Source organism: Tsukamurella sp. 8F (genome assembly GCF_029167375.1).
Classification (GTDB): domain Bacteria; phylum Actinomycetota; class Actinomycetes; order Mycobacteriales; family Mycobacteriaceae; genus Tsukamurella.
Genome location: NZ_JARFTP010000050.1, coordinates 1 through 20,839 on the forward strand (window position 1 = coordinate 1; position 20,839 = coordinate 20,839).

General features: G+C 69.2%; 19 protein-coding genes. 8 read left to right on the top strand and 11 right to left on the bottom strand.

Annotated features, from left to right (window positions below; genetic code table 11):
* Positions 1-57 precede the first annotated feature (57 nt).
* Both obgE and proB read left to right on the top strand, forming a co-directional pair.
* A complete protein-coding gene (gene obgE / locus P0W64_RS21755) occupies positions 58-1,515 on the top strand; it encodes a GTPase ObgE (RefSeq protein ID WP_275482280.1) in 1,458 nt (485 codons plus the stop codon).
* Between the two features lie 68 nt (positions 1,516-1,583).
* A complete protein-coding gene (gene proB, locus P0W64_RS21760; protein WP_275482281.1) occupies positions 1,584-2,678 on the top strand; it encodes a glutamate 5-kinase in 1,095 nt (364 codons plus the stop codon).
* A 9-nt stretch (positions 2,679-2,687) separates the two neighbouring features.
* Here proB and P0W64_RS21765 read toward each other — a convergent pair whose 3' ends face one another.
* From P0W64_RS21765 to P0W64_RS21790, 6 genes are read right to left on the bottom strand one after another with little or no spacing between them, the layout of a single operon-like run.
* On the bottom strand, positions 2,688-3,143 hold the full coding sequence (locus P0W64_RS21765) for an SRPBCC family protein (protein WP_275482282.1): 456 nt from the start codon (positions 3,141-3,143) through the stop codon (positions 2,688-2,690).
* A gap of 47 nt (positions 3,144-3,190) precedes the next feature.
* A complete protein-coding gene (locus P0W64_RS21770; protein WP_275482283.1) occupies positions 3,191-5,413 on the bottom strand; it encodes an acyl-CoA dehydrogenase in 2,223 nt (740 codons plus the stop codon).
* Positions 5,414-5,417: 4 nt separating this feature from the next.
* The gene (locus P0W64_RS21775) at positions 5,418-6,287 is read right to left on the bottom strand and encodes an SDR family oxidoreductase (RefSeq protein ID WP_275482284.1); all 870 of its coding nucleotides are present in this window, start codon (positions 6,285-6,287) and stop codon (positions 5,418-5,420) included.
* Positions 6,288-6,326: 39 nt separating this feature from the next.
* The gene (locus tag P0W64_RS21780) at positions 6,327-7,187 is read right to left on the bottom strand and encodes a MaoC/PaaZ C-terminal domain-containing protein (protein ID WP_275482285.1); all 861 of its coding nucleotides are present in this window, start codon (positions 7,185-7,187) and stop codon (positions 6,327-6,329) included.
* Between the two features lie 7 nt (positions 7,188-7,194).
* On the bottom strand, positions 7,195-7,626 hold the full coding sequence (locus P0W64_RS21785; protein ID WP_275482286.1) for an SRPBCC family protein: 432 nt from the start codon (positions 7,624-7,626) through the stop codon (positions 7,195-7,197).
* 42 nt (positions 7,627-7,668) lie between these two features.
* Positions 7,669-8,856 (bottom strand): lipid-transfer protein, encoded by a 1,188-nt coding sequence (locus P0W64_RS21790; RefSeq protein WP_275482287.1) that lies wholly within the window; start codon positions 8,854-8,856, stop codon positions 7,669-7,671.
* Between the two features lie 96 nt (positions 8,857-8,952).
* Between P0W64_RS21790 and P0W64_RS21795 the strand changes: the two genes are divergently transcribed.
* The 3 genes from P0W64_RS21795 to P0W64_RS21805 all read left to right on the top strand — a co-directional run bounded on the left by P0W64_RS21795 (position 8,953) and on the right by P0W64_RS21805 (position 14,207).
* Positions 8,953-9,654 (top strand): TetR/AcrR family transcriptional regulator, encoded by a 702-nt coding sequence (locus tag P0W64_RS21795; RefSeq protein ID WP_275482288.1) that lies wholly within the window; start codon positions 8,953-8,955, stop codon positions 9,652-9,654.
* A 29-nt stretch (positions 9,655-9,683) separates the two neighbouring features.
* The gene (locus tag P0W64_RS21800; protein WP_275482289.1) at positions 9,684-10,679 is read left to right on the top strand and encodes a glycoside hydrolase family 3 N-terminal domain-containing protein; all 996 of its coding nucleotides are present in this window, start codon (positions 9,684-9,686) and stop codon (positions 10,677-10,679) included.
* A gap of 114 nt (positions 10,680-10,793) precedes the next feature.
* Positions 10,794-14,207, top strand: coding sequence for a pyruvate carboxylase (locus tag P0W64_RS21805; protein WP_275482290.1), 3,414 nt, complete (start codon positions 10,794-10,796; stop codon positions 14,205-14,207).
* A 55-nt stretch (positions 14,208-14,262) separates the two neighbouring features.
* On the opposite strand, the gene P0W64_RS21810 is transcribed toward P0W64_RS21805, so the two are convergent.
* Genes P0W64_RS21810 through P0W64_RS21825 form a run of 4 tightly spaced genes read right to left on the bottom strand, consistent with a single transcriptional unit; the run spans position 14,263 to position 16,929 of the window.
* Positions 14,263-15,129 (bottom strand): Sir2 family NAD-dependent protein deacetylase, encoded by an 867-nt coding sequence (locus P0W64_RS21810; RefSeq protein WP_275482291.1) that lies wholly within the window; start codon positions 15,127-15,129, stop codon positions 14,263-14,265.
* Between the two features lie 20 nt (positions 15,130-15,149).
* Positions 15,150-15,401 (bottom strand): hypothetical protein, encoded by a 252-nt coding sequence (locus tag P0W64_RS21815; RefSeq protein WP_275482292.1) that lies wholly within the window; start codon positions 15,399-15,401, stop codon positions 15,150-15,152.
* A gap of 49 nt (positions 15,402-15,450) precedes the next feature.
* Positions 15,451-15,846, bottom strand: coding sequence for a VOC family protein (locus tag P0W64_RS21820; RefSeq protein ID WP_275482294.1), 396 nt, complete (start codon positions 15,844-15,846; stop codon positions 15,451-15,453).
* A 39-nt stretch (positions 15,847-15,885) separates the two neighbouring features.
* Positions 15,886-16,929: a magnesium and cobalt transport protein CorA gene (locus tag P0W64_RS21825; RefSeq protein ID WP_275482295.1), complete on the bottom strand. Its 1,044-nt coding sequence runs from the start codon at positions 16,927-16,929 to the stop codon at positions 15,886-15,888.
* Between the two features lie 162 nt (positions 16,930-17,091).
* Between P0W64_RS21825 and P0W64_RS21830 the strand changes: the two genes are divergently transcribed.
* A complete protein-coding gene (locus tag P0W64_RS21830) occupies positions 17,092-18,456 on the top strand; it encodes an MFS transporter (protein WP_275482296.1) in 1,365 nt (454 codons plus the stop codon).
* 26 nt (positions 18,457-18,482) lie between these two features.
* Here P0W64_RS21830 and P0W64_RS21835 read toward each other — a convergent pair whose 3' ends face one another.
* The gene (locus P0W64_RS21835) at positions 18,483-19,154 is read right to left on the bottom strand and encodes an SIMPL domain-containing protein (protein WP_275482297.1); all 672 of its coding nucleotides are present in this window, start codon (positions 19,152-19,154) and stop codon (positions 18,483-18,485) included.
* 106 nt (positions 19,155-19,260) lie between these two features.
* Between P0W64_RS21835 and P0W64_RS21840 the strand changes: the two genes are divergently transcribed.
* Together P0W64_RS21840 and P0W64_RS21845 are read left to right on the top strand one after the other, a co-directional pair.
* Positions 19,261-20,175 (top strand): sterol desaturase family protein, encoded by a 915-nt coding sequence (locus P0W64_RS21840; protein WP_275482299.1) that lies wholly within the window; start codon positions 19,261-19,263, stop codon positions 20,173-20,175.
* Between the two features lie 2 nt (positions 20,176-20,177).
* Complete coding sequence (locus P0W64_RS21845) at positions 20,178-20,798, top strand: TetR/AcrR family transcriptional regulator (RefSeq protein WP_275482300.1); 621 nt, start codon at positions 20,178-20,180, stop codon at positions 20,796-20,798.
* Positions 20,799-20,839: the final 41 nt, after the last annotated feature.

The window sequence follows — 20,839 nt, forward strand, 5'->3', positions numbered from 1 at the left end:
CCCCCCCCCCCCCCCCCCCCCCCCTTCGCATCGTTCACCAGGAAAGAGGTACCTCCCATGTCCCGTTTCGTCGACCGGGTGACGGTGCACGCCACCGCCGGAAACGGCGGGCACGGTTGTGCCTCCATCCACCGCGAGAAGTTCAAGCCGCTCGGCGGTCCCGACGGTGGTAACGGCGGTAACGGCGGTTCGGTGGTCTTCGAGGTCGACCCGCAGGTGCACACGCTGCTCGACTTCCACTTCCGGCCGCATCTCAAGGCCACCAACGGCAAGCCCGGCGAGGGCGGCAACCGCAGCGGCAAGGCGGGCACCGACCTGATACTGCATGTGCCGGACGGCACGGTGGTGCTCGACTCAGACGGCCGCCTGCTGGCCGACCTCGTGGGCGCGGGCAATACGTTCGTGGCCGCCGAGGGCGGGCGCGGAGGGCTCGGCAACGCGGCCCTGGTCTCCAAGGCGCGCAAGGCCCCCGGCTTCGCACTGCTCGGCGAGGAGGGCCGCACCGTCGACCTGGTCCTCGAGCTCAAATCCGTGGCCGACGTGGGACTCGTGGGGTTCCCGTCGGCGGGTAAGTCGTCGCTGGTGTCGGTACTGTCCGCCGCGAAGCCGAAGATCGCCGACTACCCGTTCACGACGCTCGCACCGAACCTGGGCGTGGTCTCGGCGGGGGAGACCACGTTCACCGTCGCCGACGTGCCCGGACTCATCCCCGGGGCGTCCACGGGTCGCGGTCTCGGCCTGGACTTCCTGCGGCACCTCGAACGGTGCGCGGTGCTTGCGCACGTCGTCGACCTCGCGACACTCGAGCCCGGCCGTGACCCCGTGTCCGACGTGGACGCCCTCGAGGCCGAGCTGTCGGCATACCAGCCCGCGCTGGCCGCCGACACGGGGCTGGGTGAGCTGTCCACGCGGCCGCGGATCGTGGTCTTGAACAAGACGGACGTGCCGGACGCGAAGGAACTCGCAGACATGGTGCGCAGTGACTTCGCCTCCCGTGGCTGGCCCGTGTTCGAGATCTCCGCGGTCGCGCACCAGGGGCTGCGTGAGCTGACGTTCGCACTCGCCGAGATGGTCGAGCGGTCGCGCGCTGAGCGCGCCGAGCCTGTCGCGCGGCGACCGGTCATCCGGCCCATCGCGATCGACGAGTCCGGTTTCGAGGTCGTCTCCGACCCCGAGCAGCCGGGTGGGTTCATCGTGCGCGGACCGCGCCCGGAGCGGTGGGTGCGCCAGACCGCCTTCGACAACGACGAGGCCGTCGGCTATCTGGCGGACCGCCTCAACCGGCTCGGGGTCGAGGACGAACTCGTCAAGCTCGGTGCCAAGCCGGGTTGCCCGGTCACGATCGGCGACGTGTGCTTCGAATGGGAGCCCACGCTGGGGACCATCGACGACGTGCCGGTCACCGGGCGCGGCACCGACATCCGCCTCGAGCGTAACGACCGCGTCGGCGCGGCCGAGCGTCGTCGTCAGCACGACATCCGTCGCGGACTCGCGTCCCCAGGCGATGACGAATGAGCGGGTCCGACGCCGCCAGCAGAACGCGAGGGTCGAACGGAATCGATTCTGCCCTCGCGGAAGGTGATGTGCGTCAGGCGATCTCGGGGGCTCGGTCGCTGGTCGTGAAGATCGGCAGCTCGGCGCTGACCGATCTGGAGCGCGGCCTGGTGTCGTCGCGTCTGGACGCGCTCACCGACGCGATCGTCGCGCGCCTGGAGAAGGGCACCGACGTCATCGTGGTCTCTTCGGGGGCGATCGGTGCCGGCATGGCACCGCTCGGGCTGCGGAAGCGGCCCTCGGACCTCGCGACCAAGCAGGCCGTGGCGTCGGTGGGTCAGCTGCAGCTCGCGAACGCGTGGGAGCGGTCGTTCGCACGTTACGGCCGCACCGTCTCGCTGGTGCTGTTGACCGCGCACGACGTGGGCCTGCGGGTGCACGCCGCGAACGCGCAGCGGACTCTGGACCGGCTGCGAACGCTCGGCGCCGTACCGATCATCAACGAGAACGACACCGTTGCATCAAACGAGATCCGCTTCGGCGACAACGATCGCCTCGCGGCACTGGTAGCGCACCTGACGGGTGCCGACGCACTGATCCTGCTGTCGGACGTCGACGGGCTCTACGACGGCGATCCGCGCCGGAGCGGCGCGTCCCTGATCTCGGCGGTAGACGGTCCGGAGGACCTCGACGGTGTGGTCGCTGGATCGGGCGGGGCACTCGGCACGGGCGGCATGGCGTCGAAGCTGTCCGCCGCGCGCCTCGCCGCCGACGCCGGCGTGCCCGTGCTGCTCACCGCTGCGGCGATGGCTGAGCGTGCGCTGGGCGACGCCAGGGTCGGCACCGTCTTCCGGCCCCGTGCGGCAAGGCTGTCCGCGCGCCGGTTCTGGGTGCGGCATGCGGCCGATGTGCACGGCGACCTGACGCTCGACGACGGGGCGGTAGCCGCCGTCGTCGACCGGCGTGGGTCGCTGTTGCCCGCGGGGATCACCAAGGCCCAGGGCGACTTCCACGGCGGCGACGTCGTGAACCTGCGAGATGCACGCGGCGCCGTCCGGGCGCGTGGCGTAGTCGCCTACGACTTCGGGGAGATCGGCGGGATGCTGGGTCAGGGCACGTTCGATCTGCCGGTCGACATGCGCCGCCCCATCGTGCACGCCGACGACCTGGTTCCGGTGCGCTGACGCAGCGGGTCAGTCGGCCGCGTCGGAGGCGTTCTCGAGTTGACGGCGCAGGGTCGCCTCGGTGTTCCGCACGGCCTGAACCGCGAACGGCTCGACGATCTTCGCGAGCGTCCGGCCTGCGATCCCGCCCGGCAGGTCGTAGGTGAACTCGACGAACAGGCGGCTGCGTCCATCGGCATGGGGCGTGAACTCCCAGCGCGACGAGGTGCGGAAGCCCGCGATCGAGCGCAGGGTGATCAGGCGGTCCTGCTCGAACTCGGTGATCTGTACGACCGACGTGAACGCCTTGGGTCCGATCCGCAGCTCGGCGTCGTATATGGCACCGAGGCCGTAGTCGAGCCCCCCTTGCGGATCGAAGCGTGTGACTCCGAAGAACCATCGGGGCACGGTTCGGTAGTCGGCGACGTAGGCGAAGCCGACATCGACCGGCACCTCTGCGGTGGCGCTGTGGGAGATGGTGGTCACGCTGAACTGAGCCTCCTGACAGTGGGGGACGATCCGGTCGCGATCGGTCAGCGGTCCGATGGCGGCTCCGCGTCGCGCGGCAGCCCCAGCATGCGCTCGCCGATGACGTTGAGCTGCACCTCGGTGGTGCCGCCGTAGATCGTCGTCGCGCGCCCCGATATGAGTTGCTCCATCGCGAGATCGCTGGGTTCACCCGCGATCGACACGACACCGGCCGGTCCGAGCTCGGCGACGACGAACTCCGAGATCGCCTGTCCCAGGGCCATCGCCAGCAACTTGCCGACGCTGGAGGTGGCGCTGACGTCGCTCCCGGACAGCTGTTTCAGTACTACGCGCGCCCCGATCACGTCGAGCGCGTGGCTGTCGGCGATGAGTTCGCCCATCCGGACGCGGGCCACCGGCCCGAGTTCGCGGGACCGTGCGAACCGCAGCAGATCCTTGTCGGTGGCATAGGCCTCGATCTTCTGGCCCAGTGCGACGCGTTCACCGGCGAGCGTGGTGCGAGCGACGTTCCAGCCGTCGTCGACCGCTCCGACGAGGCAGTCGTCCGGGACGAACACGTCGTCGAAGAAGACTTCGTTGAACAGCGCGGAGCCGGTCATCTCACGGAGTGGCCGCACGGTGACACCCTGACTGGCCATGTCCAGTACGAAGTACGAGATCCCCTCGTGCTTGGGCTTCTCCGGCGAGGTCCGTGCGATCAGCATGCCCCAGTCCGCGAACTGCGCGACCGACGTCCAGATCTTCTGCCCGTTGACCTTCCAGCCACCCTCTACCCGTTCGGCCTTGGTCGTGAGCGATGCGAGGTCGGACCCGGCGCCCGGCTCGCTGAAGAGCTGGCACCACACCAGATCGCCCCGCAGCGTGGGGGCGGCCAGTTCGGTCTTCTGCCTCTCGGTGCCGTGCGCCACCACGGCCTGTACCGCCCATGTGCCCATGAGCAGTGACGGGAGCGGAATCGACAGGGCCTTGATCTCCTGCGCGATGACGATCTGTTCGAGCGGCGACGCACCTCGCCCGTAGGGGCTGGGCAGGTGCGGTTGCACCCATCCGCCGTCACCGAGCACGGCGAGGAGCTCGTCCTCGTCGGCGATCGCCGCGATCGGCTCCAACTCCGCGCGGACCTCGGCGCGGATCGTCTCGGCTTCGGCAGGTAGTTCGAGGTCCGTGTCGCGGCGAGCCCCGGCGAGAGCCTGCGTGGCTACCTCGTCGGCCCGCGTCGCGTGCGTGCCGGCGACACCTCTCAGGGCGAGGGCGCGACGGTAGTACAGGTGCGCATCGTGCTCCCAGGTGAAGCCGATGCCGCCGAGCACCTGGATGCAGTCCTGCGCGCACGTAACCGCGGCGTCCGGCACCACCAGGGCGGTGATGCTCGCCGCGAAGTCGGCGCTGTCGTCGCCTCGATCGAGCGCCGACGCGGCGTCCCACAGGACGGCTCGCGCCTGCTCGAGCGCGATACCCATTTTTGCGCAGCGGTGTTTGACGCCCTGGAACTGGCCGATCGGGCGCCCGAATTGTACTCGGGTCCTTGCATATTCGGCCGCAGTGGATACGCACCACGACATGACGCCGATGTCCTCGGCGCCCAGTACCACCGCGGCGACGGACTGCACCCGCTGCGTCGTCAGGCCTTCGACTATGCGGTCGGGTCCGATCAGCAGGTCCTCGACGTCGATCCGTCCCGAGCCGCGGAGGACGTCGATACCGTCCTGCTCGGTCACGCGTGCACCACTTCGTTCGACGACCACCCACGCGGTGCGGGCGTCGGTGCGGATCGGTAGCAGAATCCGCTCCGCCCGGTCGGCTCCGAGCACCGCGTCCGCGGTGCCTGTGACACGGAATCCCGGCCCGTCGGGCGTGGCGGCCAAGGGCTGGCCGAGCGCGACCGCCGCGGCGGTCGACCCGTCGACGAGGCTCGGAAGTATATCGACGGCGGCCTTGCAGTCGCTCCCGGCGAGCAGCGTCGCCGCGAGGACGGTGGGGACGAGTGGACCCGGGGCGAGTGAGCGCCCCAGGGACTCGAGTGCGACTGCGAGTGCCACCAGCCCGGCACCCTGCCCGCCGCGCTCCTCCGGCACCGCCAGGCCGAGCAGGCCCTGCGCGACCAGCGCATCCCAGAACGGCGGATCCTGCTGCGCCGCAGCGTTGTCCACCGCGGCGCGAACGACCTCACGCGTGACGTTCCGTGCGGTGAACGCCTGCACCGACTCGGCCAGCGCGACGTGGTCCGGGTCGATCCCGATTCCGAGCTCGTAGCCCTTGGGCGCCATGTCGTCAGCCCAGCTTCGCCGCGATGTCGGTGATGGTCCAGGGCCCGTCGCTCTCGAACGTGGACACGTCGTGCCACCCGGCCAGCTCCGAGATGGCGCCGCCCTGCACTGCGAACACCTTTCCGGTGAGGGTGCAGTCGGCACCTGCGAGGTACGCGACCAGCGGCGAGATGTTCGCCGGGGCGAACGGGTCGAACTCACCCTCGGGCACCTCGGCCGCGAACAGCGCGTTCATACCGGGCGTCGCGAGAGTGAGACGGGTACGCGCGATGGGTGCGATCGCGTTGACGCGCACCCCGTACCGATCGAGCTCCTCAGCCGCGACAAGGGTGAGCGCCGCGATGCCGGCCTTGGCGGCGCCGTAGTTGCCCTGCCCGGCGTTGGGCATGAAGGTTCCCGATGCCGACGCGGTGTTGACCACGGCGGCATTCACCGGGCGGCCCGCCTTCGACTCGGCCTTCCAGTAGGCGGCCGCGTGGCGCAGCGTGGCGGCGTGGCCCTTGAGATGCACCGCGAGCACCGCGTCCCACTGACTCTCCTCCATGCCGGCGATGAATGCGTCGCGCAGGATGCCCGCGTTGTTGACCAGGACGTCGAGCCGGCCGAACTCGTCGACGGCCTGCTGCACGAGGCTTTGCGCGCCCGCCCAGTCCGCCACCGAGTCGGTGTTGGCGACCGCGCGCCCACCCGCGGCGACGATCTCGTCGACCACGGACTGCGCCGGGCCCGCGTCGGACCCGCTGCCGTCATTGGCGCCTCCGAGGTCGTTCACGACGACCGCGGCGCCCTCGGAGGCGAAGAGCAGCGCATGCTCGCGGCCGATACCGCGACCCGCGCCGGTGATGATCGCTACGCGACCGTCCAAGCTTCCCATGGGATTTCGTGTCTCCTCTTCGATGTGGTGGCCAGTGGATCAAGCGATGATCGCGAGGCCGTCCTTGATCACCAGGTCATCGCCGACCGTGGTCTCGAAGGCGTAGCGGGTCGCGTCCGCCTCGGGCCCGGCATTCCAGATCCGGGTCGTCATGTCCTGCGTCGGCAGAACGGGTTTCGCGAAGCGTACGGCCAACCGGCGCAGCCGCTCGGTGTCGCCGTCGGCGAACTCGGTGAGGGCCGCCCACGATGTGAACGCCATCGTGCACAGCCCGTGGTTGATGATGCCGGGAAGCCCTGACATGCGGGCGATCTCGTCGTCCAGGTGGATCGGCATAGGGTCGCCCGACGCAGGGGAGTAGCGGAACGTCTGGTCCTCGTCGATGTGCTGCACGACCGTGGCGGCGGGCTCTGCGGAGCGGAGTGTCTCATCGAACCGATGCCCGGGGGCGGCTTCGCCCACGCCCTGACCGGCGTCGACATTGCGGAAGAACGCCGTCATCCACTGCTCGTTCACGAGCTCACCTGCTTCGGTGCGGGTCTCCGCGTACACGACGACGGTCGAACCGTTGTCGCGGCCGGTGAAGCCGATCGGCTTCGCACGCGCGATGAGTTGGTCACCGGGATGGATGGGTCGGTGGAAGTGGAAGTCCTGCTCGCCGTGTACGAGCTTCATGAGCAGCTCGACCGGTGCGACCGACAGCGCCGCGGGCGCCATCGACAGGAACACGGGCACCACCGCGAACACCGGCGGGGCGATCTCACCCCGGAGGTGCTTCTCGATCGGATCATTGGTTGCCGCAGCGTATTCCGCGATCCTCTCCGCGGTGACCGCGAACGGCTCGGGATCCGTCCATTCGCCCAGGCCCGAAGCGTCGAATTCGACGGTGGGGGTCGTCATACGCCGGTCACGCCACCAGCTCGGAGAACTTCGCCAGCGAGGTCTCGAGGTCTGCCTTGGCGTTCTTCGCGACGGCCTTGCCGATCGGCCCGACGATCATCGTGCCCGTGAAGCTGCACTCGATGCTGGCGGTCGACCCGGCGCCGTCGGGCTCCACCGCGAGGGCGAGTTCCACGACCACGCCGGCCATGCCGGTGCCGGACATCTTCATGCGGTTGGGGATGTCCACCTCGTCGAGCGTCCACTCGATCTTGTTCGCCATGCCCATCACGGAAACGACTTCCGTGAACCGAGTGCCGACCGCGTAGTCCGTGGGCGGCTCGCCCTTCCACTTCTGGTGGATGGACAGCCACTCCTCCCACCGTGCGGCGTCGGCGAGGGTGTCCCAGGTCTTCTGGGGTTCGGAGGGAAGGGAGACGGAAACAGACACGGATGCCATGGGTTTACTCCTGAAGGGTGTTGGGTGGAAGGGGGCTTCGGGTCAGCGCTCGGCTGGGCGGTATGCGGTCACGACCACGGCGCCACCGAGGCCGATGTTGTGCTGCAGGGCGACTTTCGCACCGTCGACCTGCCGGGCGTCCGCGCGGCCGCGCAGCTGCCAGGTCAGCTCGCTCGCCTGTGCCAGCCCCGTGGCACCGAGCGGGTGTCCCTTGGAGATGAGGCCGCCGGACGGGTTTACCACCCAGCGGCCGCCGTAGGTGGTGTCGTCGTTGTCGACCAGCTTGCCGCCCTCGCCCTCGGCGCAGAGCCCGAGCGCCTCGTAGGTCAGCAGCTCGTTGGTGGAGAAGCAGTCGTGCAGCTCGATCACGTCGACATCGTCGGCGGTGATCCCGGCCTGTTCGTAGACCATCCGCGCCGCCGTGCGGGTCATGTCTGCACCCACGAGGGTGATCGCGCTCTTATCGTCGAAAGTGCTGGCCAGATCGGTGACCATCGCCTGGCCCACGATCTCGACCGCCTGCTGGGACAGGCCGTGGCGGTCGACGAAATCCTCGCTCGCGACCACGACTGCACCCGAGCCGTCGGATGTCGGGGAGCACTGCAGCTTGGTGAGGGGGCCGTAGATCGGCTTCGACGCGAGCACTTCGTCGAGCGTGTAGGGATCCTGGAACTGGGCGTACGGGTTGTTCTGTGAGTGCCGGTGGTTCTTCACGCCGATCTTCGCGAACTGCTCGGCCGTGGTGCCGAAGCGCTCCATGTGCTCTTTGCCCGCTGCGCCGAACATGTACGGCGCAGGCGGCATCGCGAACTCCTGCAACTCGGCGAGCGCCAGGAGGTGACGCATCATCGGCTGCTCGCGGTCGTCGTATGTCGAGCCGAGCGAGCCCTTCTGCATCTTCTCGAAGCCCAGGGCCAGGGCGCAGTCCGCCTGGCCGCTGCGCACGGCCTGAGTCGCGAGGTAGAGGGCCGTCGAACCGGTGGAACAGTTGTTGTTGACGTTGACCACCGGAATACCGGTCATGCCCAGCTCGTACACCGCGCGCTGGCCGGAGGTGGACTCGCCGTAGACGTAGCCGACATACGCCTGCTCGACGTCGCGGTACTCGATGCCGGCATCCTCGAGCGCCTTCGAGCCGGACTCGCGTGCCATGTCCGGGTAGTCCCACTCGCGGGAACCCGGCTTCTCGAACTTGGTCATGCCGACACCGATCACAAACACTCTGGACACAAGGGCTCCCTCGTCGCTGGTATGCGGGACACGCTGTTACAGGAAAGTATCTGTAACACAGTGTCCCGTCAAGAGGGCTGCCGTTACCATCGTCAGATGTCCGGCAGCACAGACTCCGCCACCGCACCGCCCGACGGGCGCGTGACCAGGTGGGACGACCACAAGGCGCAGCGGCGCGATGCGATCCTCGGCGCCGCGGTGGAGGTGGTCGCCGAGCGCGGGGCGGACGTGAGTGTCCAGGACATCGCCCGGCGCGCATCCGTGCCTCGATCGGTCGTTTACCGCGTGTTCGCAGACCGTGCCGATCTCGACGAGCAGTTGCGCGCTCGCATCCTGCGGGAGCTGAGCATCCGCCTGGCGCCCTCGCTCGACCCGCAGGGCACACTTGAGGAGGCCATCGCGTCGGCCGTCGACACCTACGTCAGGTGGATCGTCGAATATCCGCGACTACATCAGTTCCTGTCGATCGGTTCGCGCACGCGGCGCACGGTCGGGGCGCGTGCCGTGACCGAGACGAAGACCGAGATCGCGCTGCGCGTGAGTGGTCTGGCTGCATCCGTGCTCCGCGCCCACGGTGCGGACACCGCGGTGGCGGAGTCTCTGGCGTTCGGGCTGATCGGTCTGGTGGACGCCGCGGTCAACAGGTGGCTCGCCAACACGCGGCACGAGATCGACGCCGATGGGCTCGCCACGTTCCTGCAGACCGCGATATGGGCCGTCGTGCACGGTACCGCCGCGCAGGCGGGTATCGAGCTGGTGCCGACGATGTCGGTCGTCGCCGTCATGGACGCCCACTGAGCCGGCACGGTCGGGTACGGTGCTGCACTATGTCGAACCTCGACCGTAGGACGTTCCTGGCCGCCGGCGCGGGCGCCGCTCTGACCGTGCTGGCGGCGGGCAGGGCCGCAGCCGCACCCGCGAGCGCGGGGCAGAAGGTGGTGTACTCGTATCCCGGCCTGACGCCGCCTGCTGCGCTGCTGACCAAGGTCTCCAAGGGCGAGGTCGGAGGCGTGATCTTCTTCTCCGACAACATCTCCTCCGCGAGCCAGCTCGCGGCCGTGGCGGCCGAGTTCCGCAAGGCTGCGCCCGGTCCGTTGGCCCTGCTCACCGACCAGGAGGGCGGCCAGGTCAACCGTGTGCCCGGCGGCCCCGGTGCTTCGGCGAAATCGGTGGGCGCCTCCTCGGATCCCGCAGCGGCCGCGCGGTCCCAGGGCGCGACCGCGGCGGCCACGCTGCGTGGTGCGGGTCTGAGCGGCGACCTCGCCCCCGTGCTCGGCGTGTACCGGTCGGCGGGCGACTTCCTCGATTCCACGGGCCGCAGTTTCTCGTCGGACCCCAAGGTCGTGGCGGAGTGCGCCGCCGCGTTCATCCGCGCCGCGCAGGGTGCCGGTATCACGGCGTGCGCCAAGCACTTCCCGGGGCTCGGAGCGGCGCCCGCGGGCGCGAACACCGACGAGGCGGCCGTGACGATCGGTCTCCCCGCAGCCACCCTGCAGTCCGTCGACATGGCGCCGTACGCCGCCGCGATCGCTGCCGGTGTCAAGATGGTCATGCCCTCATGGGCCGTCTATCCGTCGCTCGATGCGGCGAACCCGGCCGGTATGTCCCGCACGATTCTGCAGGGCCAGTTGCGTGGCCGTCTCGGCTTCCACGGCACGATCATCACCGACGCGCTAGAGGCAGGCTCCCTCGCGCGGTACGGCTCGACGGGCAACCGTGCCGTCGCCGCGGTGCGCGCGGGAGCGAACCTGCTGTGCTGCTCGGCGCGCGACGTGGCACAGGGCGACGAGGCAGCCGCGGCGCTGGCGCACGCGGGGCTCTAGCCGGTCACAATCGGTCGTGACCTGAGGCACAGGCGGCGCGGCCCGACCGATAACCTCTACTGTCAGTGGCCACACCCCGGCCGCGTTCTCCGAGCGAGAAGACAGGAGCCGTCGATGACCGATCTCGCGCCCCAGCCCGCCCGCTTCCAGAAGGTGCTCGTCGCCAACCGCGGTGAGATCGCCATCCGCGCCTTCCGGGCGGCGGTGGAACTGCGATCCGGAACGGTAGCGGTGTACCCGTACGAGGATCGAAACTCGTTGCACCGCATGAAGGCCGACGAGGCCTATCAGATCGGCGAGATCGGGCATCCGGTGCGCGCGTACCTGTCGGTCGACGAGATCGTGCGGACCGCGCAGGAGTGCGGTGCGGACGCCGTGTACCCCGGTTACGGCTTCCTGTCCGAGAATCCGGAGCTTGCCGACGCGTGCGCGGAGGCCGGCATAACCTTCGTCGGCCCGTCCGCGGACGTGTTGCGGCTGACGGGTAACAAGGCGCGGGCGATCGCAGCGGCCCGCGAGGCCGGGCTGCCGGTGCTGAAGTCGTCCGCGCCGTCGTCGGATCCGGAGGAACTGGTGGCGGCCGCGGAGGAGATCGGGGCGCCGATCTTCGTCAAGGCCGTCGCGGGGGGCGGCGGGCGTGGCATGCGCAAGGTCGACGATCTCGCGGACCTGCGGGCGGCGATCGAGGCGGCGTCGCGCGAGGCCGACGCCGCGTTCGGCGACCCGACCGTGTTCCTGGAGCAGGCGGTCGTCGATCCGCGCCACATCGAGGTGCAGATCCTCGCTGACGGCGACGGGGACGTGGTGCACCTCTTCGAGCGCGACTGCTCGGTCCAGCGACGGCACCAGAAGGTGATCGAGATGGCTCCGGCGCCCGGTCTCTCGCCGGAGCTGCGCGAGCGGATCTGCTCGGACGCAGTCGCTTTCGCCCGGCACATCGGGTACTCGTGCGCGGGCACCGTCGAATTCCTGCTGGACCCGGCGGGCAACTACGTCTTCATCGAGATGAACCCGCGGATCCAGGTGGAGCACACGGTCACCGAGGAGATCACGGACGTCGACCTGGTCGCGTCGCAGCTGCGGGTCGCGGCGGGGGAGACCCTGGCTGACCTCGGCCTCGCGCAGGAGGACATCCATGCACGCGGTGCGGCGCTGCAGTGCCGCATCACGACCGAGGACCCGGCTAACGGTTTCCGGCCCGACGTCGGCCGCATCACGGCGTACCGCACCCCGGGCGGCGCGGGTATCCGGCTCGACTCGTCGACTTCGGCGGGTGCGGAGGTCGAGGCGCACTTCGACTCCATGCTGGTGAAGCTGACGTGCCGCGGTCGGGACCTGCCGGCGGCGATCGCCCGCGCGCGGCGTGCGGTGGCCGAGTTCCGCATCCGCGGTGTATCGACGAACATCCCTTTCCTGCAGGCGGTCCTGGACGATCCGGACTTCCAGGCGGGCGGGGTGACGACGGCGTTCATCGAGACGCATCCGGAGCTGCTGACGTCTCGGGTCTCGGCCGACCGCGGCACCCGCATCCTGAACTACCTGGCCGACGTCACGGTCAACAAGCCGCACGGTGACCGGCCCACGGCGGTGTACCCGGCCGAGAAGCTGCCGTCGGTGGACCTGTCGGTGCCGCCGCCGTCGGGTTCGAAGCAGCGGCTCGCGGAGTTGGGGCCGGAGGGCTTCGCCCGCGCGTTGCGCGAGCAGAAGGCTCTCGGTGTCACGGACACGACGTTCCGCGATGCGCATCAGTCGCTGCTGGCGACCCGCGTCCGCTCGGCATCGCTGCTCGCGGTCGCGCCCTACGTGGCGCGGACGACGTCGGAGCTGTTGTCGGTGGAATGCTGGGGCGGCGCGACCTACGATGTGGCGCTGCGGTTCCTCAAGGAGGATCCGTGGGAGCGGCTGGCGCAGCTGCGCGAAGCGATGCCGAACATCTGCCTGCAGATGCTGCTGCGGGGGCGGAACACCGTCGGGTACACCCCGTACCCCGAGGCCGTCACCTCGGCGTTCGTCGCGGAGGCCGCGGCAACGGGCGTCGACATCTTCCGAATCTTCGACGCGCTCAACAATATCGACCAGATGCGCCCCGCGATCGACGCGGTCCGCGAGACCGGTACGACGATCGCCGAGGTGGCGCTCTGTTACACCGGCGACCTGTCCGATCCGGCTGAGAAGCTGTACACGCTCGACTATTACCTGGCCTTGGCCGAGCGGATCGTCGATGCGGGGGCGCACGTGCTGGCGATCAAGGACATGGCGGGATTGCTGCGGGCCCCCGCCGCCGCCACCCTCGTGGGAGCGTTGCGCAAGGAGTTCGACCTACCCGTGCACGTGCACACGCACGACACCCCGGGAGGTCAGCTGGCGACGTACCTCGCGGCACTGCAGGCGGGCGCGGACGCGGTCGATGGTGCCTCCGCGCCGATGGCGGGTACCACGAGTCAGCCGTCCCTGTCGTCGATCGTCGCCGCGACCGCTCACACCGAGCGGGACACCGGGCTGGACCTCACGGCCGTGTGTGATCTCGAGCCCTACTGGGAGGCGTTGCGCACTACATACCGCCCCTTCGAGTCCGGGCTGCCGTCGCCCACGGGACGTGTGTACACGCACGAGATCCCCGGCGGGCAGTTGTCGAACCTGCGGCAGCAGGCCATCGCTCTGGGGCTGGGCGACCGGTTCGAGGAGGTCGAAGCCGCGTACGCCGCGGCCGACCGCATGCTGGGACGGCTGATCAAGGTCACCCCGTCGTCGAAGGTGGTAGGTGATCTCGCGCTCGCGCTCGTCGGCAGCGGGGTGAGCGCGGAGGAGTTCGCCGCCGATCCCGCCAAACAGGACCTACCCGACAGCGTGGTCGGCTTCCTCCGCGGCGAGTTGGGAGACCCGGCGGGCGGCTGGCCGGAACCGTTGCGCTCCAAGGCGTTGGAGGGCCGCGGCCCCGCGAAGGGCGTCGTCGAGCTGACCGCCGACGACGAGGCCGCCCTCGCCGGCGAGGACGGTGCCGTGCGCCGCGCGACCCTGAATCGCCTTCTGTTTCCCGCCCCCACCAAGGAGTTCGAGGAGCACCGCGCGGCGTACGGCGACACATCGTCACTGTCGACGAATCAGTTCTTCTACGGGCTGCGGCAGGGCGAGGAGCACAGGGTCGAGTTGGAGAAGGGCGTCGAGCTGCTGATCGGGCTCGAGGCCATCAGTGAGCCGGACGAGCGCGGCATGCGCAACGTGCTGTGTCTGCTCAACGGGCAGATGCGGCCTGTGCTGGTCCGCGACCGGCACCTCGATCTCGACGTCGCCGCGGCGGAGAAGGCCCAGACCGGCAATCCCAAGCACGTTGCGGCGCCGTTCTCCGGCGTCGTCACGGTGACCGTCGCCGCGGGCGACGAGGTGGACGACGGTGGCCAGATCGGCACAATCGAGGCCATGAAGATGGAGGCGGCTGTCACCGCGCCTACCGGCGGCACCGTCAAGCGGATCGCGATCAACCCGGTCGGTCAGGTCGAAGGCGGGGACCTACTCATCGAGTTCGAGTAGCCGCATCACCTCGAGCTGGCAGGAGCGCGCGGATCACGGCGACGGCGCGTGAGCGTCAGAGCAGGGCGAGTAGGCGTTCGGTCGCGTAGGCGACGTCGCAGTCGATCTTGACGGTCGCGAGGGCGTCGCCGCGCGTTCCGCCGCGGTTGACGACGACGATCGGCTTCGCGGCCCGGGAGGCGTGCCGAACGAAGCGCAGCCCCGACTGGACGGTGAGCGACGTGCCGAGCACGAGCAGCGAATCAGCGCTGTCGATCATCGAATAGGCTTGTGCAACAACATTTCTGGGGACCGATTCGCCGAAGTATACGATGTCCGGTTTGAGGATCCCGCCGCACGCGCAGTCGACCATGACGAAGTCGGTGGTGTCGGCGACGACAACGTCGGCGTCGGGTGCCACCTCGAGCGCGCCGCGGTTCGCGATGCGCGCCGTGAAGTGGCGATTGCGTGGCTCCAGGATCGAGTGGAGGCGGTGCCGACTCATCCTCGCGCCGCAGGTCAGGCAGCGAACTCGGGCGAAGTTGCCATGGAGGTCGAGCACGTTCGCCGAACCGGCCTTGAGATGGAGCAGGTCGACGTTCTGCGTGATCACCCCCGTCACGCCCGGCATGCGCGCCAGCGCACGGTGTGCGGCATTGGGCCGAGCGGCGTCCATGTGCCGCCACCCGAGGTGGTTGCGGGCCCAGTAGTGGCGCCGGAAGTCGGCGGAGCCCAGGAACTGTTGCAGCGTCATCGGCGTGCGGGCGGGGGAGTCCGGTCCTCGGTAGTCGGGAATGCCGGACGCCGTCGAGACCCCGGCACCGGTGAGGGCGACGATGCGGCGCCCCGCCAACAGATCCGCCGCGGTCGCGAGCCGTTCGTCGGCATCGGAATCCTCGTGCGTGGGGGCGGCGGGTTCCCACGCCGGGACGGTGGTCCGCACGACCCCAGGGTACTCGGGCGTCAGCGTTGATCGTCGGCCCAAGGGTGGCGGGTGACCTGACCATGATCGAGCACCCATCGGTAATCGTCGCAGACGATCCGGGTGCCGCCCGGCGTCACGGCGCGCTTCCCGATCTCGGCGCCGATGCACGGGCTGCCTACAGCGGGTGAGGCGTCGGCGGCTCCGGCGGTCACCGCTGCGCCCGCGGAGACCGCGAGCGTGAGCAGCGAGACGGCGGTGAGGCGTCGAGCGAGAGTCGCGGTGGAGTGCATGATGCGGCCGTTCCTTCCGTGGGCTGTGCGCGGTCGGGGCCGACGGTATTCATGCCTGGTTGACGGAGGCTTGCGATGCGGTTGCGGGCCGAGCCTCGATGAGGCACAGGATGTGGCGGTCCGCATCGCGGACGACGGCCTGCCGCTCGCCCCACGGTTGCAAGGCGGGCGGGTCGACGACAGCGCCTCCCCGCTCGACCCAGGCGTCCACCGCACCGTCGAGGGCCGGAACCGCGAACGTGACCGCCACGGCCGCGTCGCCGCCGTCGACGGCGCGCTCGTGCAGCATCACCTGTATGTCGCCGGCCTGGAGGAACGCCAGTTCGCCCGCCTGGTGGGTGAGGGAAAGACCCAACACGTCGCGGTAGAGCCCGAGCGCCCGCTCGAGGTCGGCCACGGAGACGACGATGCGGGCGACCCGCGCGCTATCCGGTAGGTAGGTCACAGAAGGACCTCACCAGAGCGTGCGCGGCGTGTCAACGCCTCAGTCCGCCGCGGTGATCCCGTGACGCAGGGCGGCCCGGGCCGCCTCGGCCTCCGCTGCCCGCTGGGTGCGACGCAGCCAGAGCCGCAGGACGATCAGCGGCACCGCGAGGCCGCCGATGCCGAAGATCAGGAACGTCCAGAAGCTGTCGATGTGGCCGGTCAACCACTCGAAGTTCTGACCGAAGAAGCCGGTGACGAAGGTCAGTGGCAGAAAGACTGTGGACAGCACCGTGAGGCGCTCCATCGTGGTGTTCTGCCGCATGCCCACCTGGGTCTGTTCGACCGACAGCACCGCCATGTTCGCTTGCAGGATCGTGCCGAGCAGGTCGCGCTGCGCCGCCACCTCCTCGTTGATCAGCTGCAGGCTGTCGTGGACGTCCCGTAGGTACGGCGCGAGCTGTGCGTGGGTGTTCGACTTCTCGAGGCTCGCGACGACGGACAGCAGCGGGTGCGCCGCGCGGTAGAAGTTGGTGACCTCGCGGCGCAGCAGGTAGATGCGTTCCGTTGGTGCCACCGTGCCCGAGAAGACGGTCCCCTCGATCTCCTCGATGTCGTGCTCCAAACCGGCCACGACGGGCTCGTATCCCTCCACCACCTGCGCAAGGATCGCCCACAGCACCGCGTCGGTGCCCTGGGCCATCAGCTGGCGATGCGCCTCTAGGCGCGCGCGGGCGGCGTGCAGTTCGCTCGCGACCCCCTGCCGCACCGTGATGACGAACTTGGGACCGACGAACACGCTGATCTCGCCGAAGTCGACCTCCTCGCGGGCGTCGTCGTACCGGGCCGTCCGCAGGATGACGAGGGTGACATCCGGCTCGAAGACCTCGACCTTGGGGCGCAGATGGAACGTGCTGGCATCCTCGACGGCGAGCTCGTGCAGACCGAATGCCTCTCGCACCTCGGCCATCTCCTGGTCGGTCGGCTCGAACAGGCCGAGCCACACGAAGCCGGCGTCCGTGCAGTACTCGGCGGCCTCCGCGACCGGGAGGGGGCCATCGCTCTGGCGGCGGCCGTCGACGTAGTGCGCGCAGTCCACGATCATTTCGTGCTCCTGAGGTGTGTACGCGGCGCATAGGGCGCACCGCTCCGCGCGCCATTGAATCGCACCGCGGCACACGCCGCGAGTCTGCGGGCGAAACTCGGCGGATCGGGCACTTCCGGTGGCCGGCGATGTCTGATTCGTGTCCAGAAGTAGATTCAGCCTATGGCGACCACCACCGACGCATCCATCGCGGCCCGCCTCGACCGCCTACCCATGACCCGGCTCCACTGGTTCGCGGTCGGCGTCATCGGGCTGGGGCTGTTCTTCGACGCCTACGAGAACTTCCTCGCCGGCACGATCTCAGCGGTGCTGTCGAAGCAGTTCCACCTCGGCGGCACCGAGCTCAAATGGCTGCTCGCGTCGGCGTTCGTGGGCCAGTTCCTCGGCGCGCTCGTGATGGGGCGGTTCGCGGACCGGGTCGGCAGGCGCCGGGCGTTCATGGTGAATCTCGCTCTTTACTCGGCGTTCTCGCTGCTCGGGGCCTTCAGTCCGAATCCCGCCTTCCTCGTCGTCACGCGCTTCTTCGCGGGCATCGGGATCGGCGCCGAGTACGCCCTCGCCGACTCCTATCTCTCCGACCTCCTTCCGAAGGCGGTGCGAGGCAAGTACATATCGCTCGCCTACGTGATCTCGTTCCTGGGCGTCCCCGTCGTGGGCTTCCTGGCGCGCTGGCTCACCCCTCTTCACCTCGACGTCGCAGGGTTCGCGTTCGACGGCTGGCGGCTGCTGTTCGTGTTCGGAGCGCTCGGGTCGCTCGCCGTGTGGTTGGTGCGGCGCGGGCTGCCCGAGTCGCCGCGCTGGCTAGAGGCGCAGGGGCGCGTCGACGAGGCCGACGCCATCGTCCGTCGGCTCGAGGACCAGGCCGTCGCCGCGGGGCATACCCTGGCCGAGCCCGACGGTGCCCTGCGTCCCGTCCGGTTCGAGTCCATCCGCATCGCGGATCTATTCCGCCACCCGTACGCGCGGCGCACCGTCATGCTCTGGCTGCTGTCAGCGCTGGAGGTCTTCGGCTACTACGGATTCGGCACGGTTGCGCCGCTGGTGCTCGTGGCGAACGGCCACACCGTGCAGACGTCGCTGCTGTTCGTGGCGCTGTCGTACCTCGGCTACCCGCTGGGCGCCGCGCTCGCTGTGCCGATCGTCGAGCGGATCGAGCGCAAGTACCTCGTCATCGCGTCCGCCGGCGCGATGGCCGTCTTCGGCCTGTGGTTCGGATTCGCCGACGGCGCGACGCAGATCGTCGCCGCCGGCTTCCTATACACATGCGCGTCCAATCTGTTCTCGAACGCGTATCACGTGTACCTGGCCGATTCCTACCCGACGGCGATCCGTGGCACCGCCGCGGGCGCCGCGTACTCGCTGTCCAAGATCGTCACCGCGGTCCTGCCGTTCGTGCTCCTGCCGCTGCTGGATTCGCACGGCGGGGGACTGGTCTTCACCGTGGTAGCCGCTGCGATGGTGTTGCTGATGATCGAGGTCGCCGCCCTGGGCCACCGCAGCACCGGGCGGTCCGCCGACGCTGTGTGATCACGACCTCGGGCCGGCGTGTCCGCTCAGGCCAGCCGGAACCTGGCGTCGACGGACTGCTCGATCGTGATCTGCTCGGGTGTGAGGGAGACCGGCGGACCTCCGGCCGGTCCGCCCGCTGACGCCAGAGCGAACCTGGCCTGCGGCGGCGCGTCCCCGGTTCCTCCTGCGCCCAGCATCCCCGGATCCGCGATCGCGACCGGTCGCACCACGCCCAGCCCGAGTGCGTCGGCGTAGGCCTGCGCCCGGGCGCGGGCGTCCCGGACCGCCGCGGTGCGGACCTCCGCCACCAACGCTTCGCGGCGTTTCTCGGTGAGCGCCCACGTCGTGTCGTCCACATCCACGCCCGGGATCTCGATGGACCGGGCGGTGAAGCGGCCGAGTTCGGCGAAGTCCCGGAACTTCACCCGGAACCGGACCCGTGCGTGGTGCACGAGGGGCGGTCGCTCGCCCTCCTTGTGCCACGGCCTCGTCGCCCACGTCGCCAACCGTTCGCTGGACCACCACGTGACGGCGCCCGCCGCCGGATCGTGCAGACCGCTGACGTCGTCGGCGAGCGCCCGCGCGGACGGAGCGACGTCCGCGTACACGGAGTCGGGCGACGGTCCCTCCAGAGCCACCGTGAGCGCGACGGTCGCGCGCTCGGACGCTGCGTACACGCGATGCGAGCCCCGCACCGTGATCTCCACGTCGTTCATGGTCGCCAGGCTACGGGGAGGGGCTGTCACGACCTGCGGTGTGAGCGCTTGACTTGTTTTGACCGATCGGTAATATGACCGATAGGTCAAAAGAGGAGGGTTCGTCATGCACCTGGTCGCCACACTGTGGGAGAACATGCAGAATCCGATCCTGTATGCACTGCCGGTCTTCGCCGTGTGCATCGCGATCGAAGCGGGTTTCTACGCGTATGACGCCCGGCACGAGGCGGATGCCCATGGCAGGGGCTATTCGGGAATCGATACCCGCACGAGCCTGTCGATGGGCATGGGCGCGTTGGTGTTCATGACCGGTTTCAAGCTGCTGACGCTCGTGCTGTTCGTCTTCCTGTGGGTCCGTTTCGCTCCATGGCACATCCCGGCCGACACTTGGTGGAGCTGGGCGCTGCTGGCGGTGGTGATCGATCTGGCCTGGTATTGCAACCACAGGTTCTCGCATCGAGTCCGCATCGGCTGGGCGGCGCATCAGGCGCACCACTCCAGTGAGTACTTCAACCTGGGGACCGCGCTACGGCAGAAGTGGAACCCGTGGTCGGAGGCCATCTTCTGGATGCCCCTGCCGCTGTTGGGTTTCGAGCCCTGGACGATCTATGCGATGTTCGGCGCGAACCTCGTGTACCAGTTCTTCAGCCACACCGAACGGGTCGGAAAACTCTGGGCACCGGTCGAATTCGTACTCAATACGCCTAGTCATCACCGGGTACACCACGGCTCGGACGACATCTACCTCGACCGGAACTACGGCGGCATTCTGATCGTCTGGGATCGGATGTTCGGGACGTTTCAAGAGGAACTACACACGCCGACCTACGGCCTGACCAAACCGGTCGAGTCCCACAACCCGGTACATCTTCAGTACTACGAGTACGGGAACATCTGGCGTGACGTGCGCCGTGCGACGACCTGGCGGGCGCGGCTGGGCTACGTGTTCGGTCCGCCCGGGTGGGCGCCGCTGACCGGCTCCACCGATGTCTCGGTTCAGGAGGACCGGATACCGTCGTGAGCATGGCATCCATCGAGGCGACACCGCCCGCGCGAACGCCGGGCACACCGAGGCTTCCGCGGGCAGAACGTGAGGCGCAGGTGCTCGACGCGGCCTCTCTCGCGTTCGGGCAGGTGGGGTACGCGGGAGCGTCGGTCGCCGACGTGGCGGATCGTCTCGGGGTGAGCAAGGCGCTGATACTCGCGTATTTCGGGTCGAAGGATGCGCTGTACGCGGCCTGCGTAGCGCGTGCGGCCGCGAACCTGGTGCCGGGGATCGAGGCGGCGATCAGTCCGCCCCGGCCGGCGCCCGAGATGGCGCAGGCCACACTCGCCGCCATCTTCACGGCCCTCGAGGCCCGTCCGAGCGACTGGAACCTGATCCACGACCGATCCGTGCCGCATGGCACATCCGGCGCGGAACAGGCCAAGCGGTTGCGGGTCACGATCGCGGATCAGGCGACCCGGGGGGTGCGTGCCGTGAGCTCGTCCGCCGATGTCCGGGACGAGGACGATACGGAGATCCTGACCGAGATCTGGATGGGAGCGGTGACCGCGGTCGTCGACTGGTGGTTGCGTCATCCCGGCAGATCGGCCGAGGAGATGATCGAGCGGTGTCAGCGCTTGGTGTACTCGGTGATGTGAGTTGTCGGACGCCGGTCGGAATACGAGAGCGCGGGGGGGGC

Bases quoted from the DNA above. Each gene is read 5' to 3' on its own strand.
- P0W64_RS21845 (WP_275482300.1), top strand. From the start codon at position 20,178: ATGGCATCCATCGAGGCGACACCGCCCGCGCGAACGCCGGGCACACCG.
- P0W64_RS21825 (WP_275482295.1), bottom strand. From the start codon at position 16,929: ATGATCGTGGACTGCGCGCACTACGTCGACGGCCGCCGCCAGAGCGAT.
- P0W64_RS21815 (WP_275482292.1), bottom strand. From the start codon at position 15,401: ATGCACTCCACCGCGACTCTCGCTCGACGCCTCACCGCCGTCTCGCTG.
- P0W64_RS21770 (WP_275482283.1), bottom strand. From the start codon at position 5,413: ATGGCGCCCAAGGGCTACGAGCTCGGAATCGGGATCGACCCGGACCAC.
- P0W64_RS21840 (WP_275482299.1), top strand. From the start codon at position 19,261: ATGCACCTGGTCGCCACACTGTGGGAGAACATGCAGAATCCGATCCTG.
- P0W64_RS21795 (WP_275482288.1), top strand. From the start codon at position 8,953: ATGTCCGGCAGCACAGACTCCGCCACCGCACCGCCCGACGGGCGCGTG.
- P0W64_RS21780 (WP_275482285.1), bottom strand. From the start codon at position 7,187: ATGACGACCCCCACCGTCGAATTCGACGCTTCGGGCCTGGGCGAATGG.
- P0W64_RS21800 (WP_275482289.1), top strand. From the start codon at position 9,684: ATGTCGAACCTCGACCGTAGGACGTTCCTGGCCGCCGGCGCGGGCGCC.
- P0W64_RS21775 (WP_275482284.1), bottom strand. From the start codon at position 6,287: ATGGGAAGCTTGGACGGTCGCGTAGCGATCATCACCGGCGCGGGTCGC.
- obgE (WP_275482280.1), top strand. From the start codon at position 58: ATGTCCCGTTTCGTCGACCGGGTGACGGTGCACGCCACCGCCGGAAAC.
- P0W64_RS21830 (WP_275482296.1), top strand. From the start codon at position 17,092: ATGGCGACCACCACCGACGCATCCATCGCGGCCCGCCTCGACCGCCTA.
- P0W64_RS21835 (WP_275482297.1), bottom strand. From the start codon at position 19,154: ATGAACGACGTGGAGATCACGGTGCGGGGCTCGCATCGCGTGTACGCA.
- P0W64_RS21805 (WP_275482290.1), top strand. From the start codon at position 10,794: ATGACCGATCTCGCGCCCCAGCCCGCCCGCTTCCAGAAGGTGCTCGTC.
- P0W64_RS21785 (WP_275482286.1), bottom strand. From the start codon at position 7,626: ATGGCATCCGTGTCTGTTTCCGTCTCCCTTCCCTCCGAACCCCAGAAG.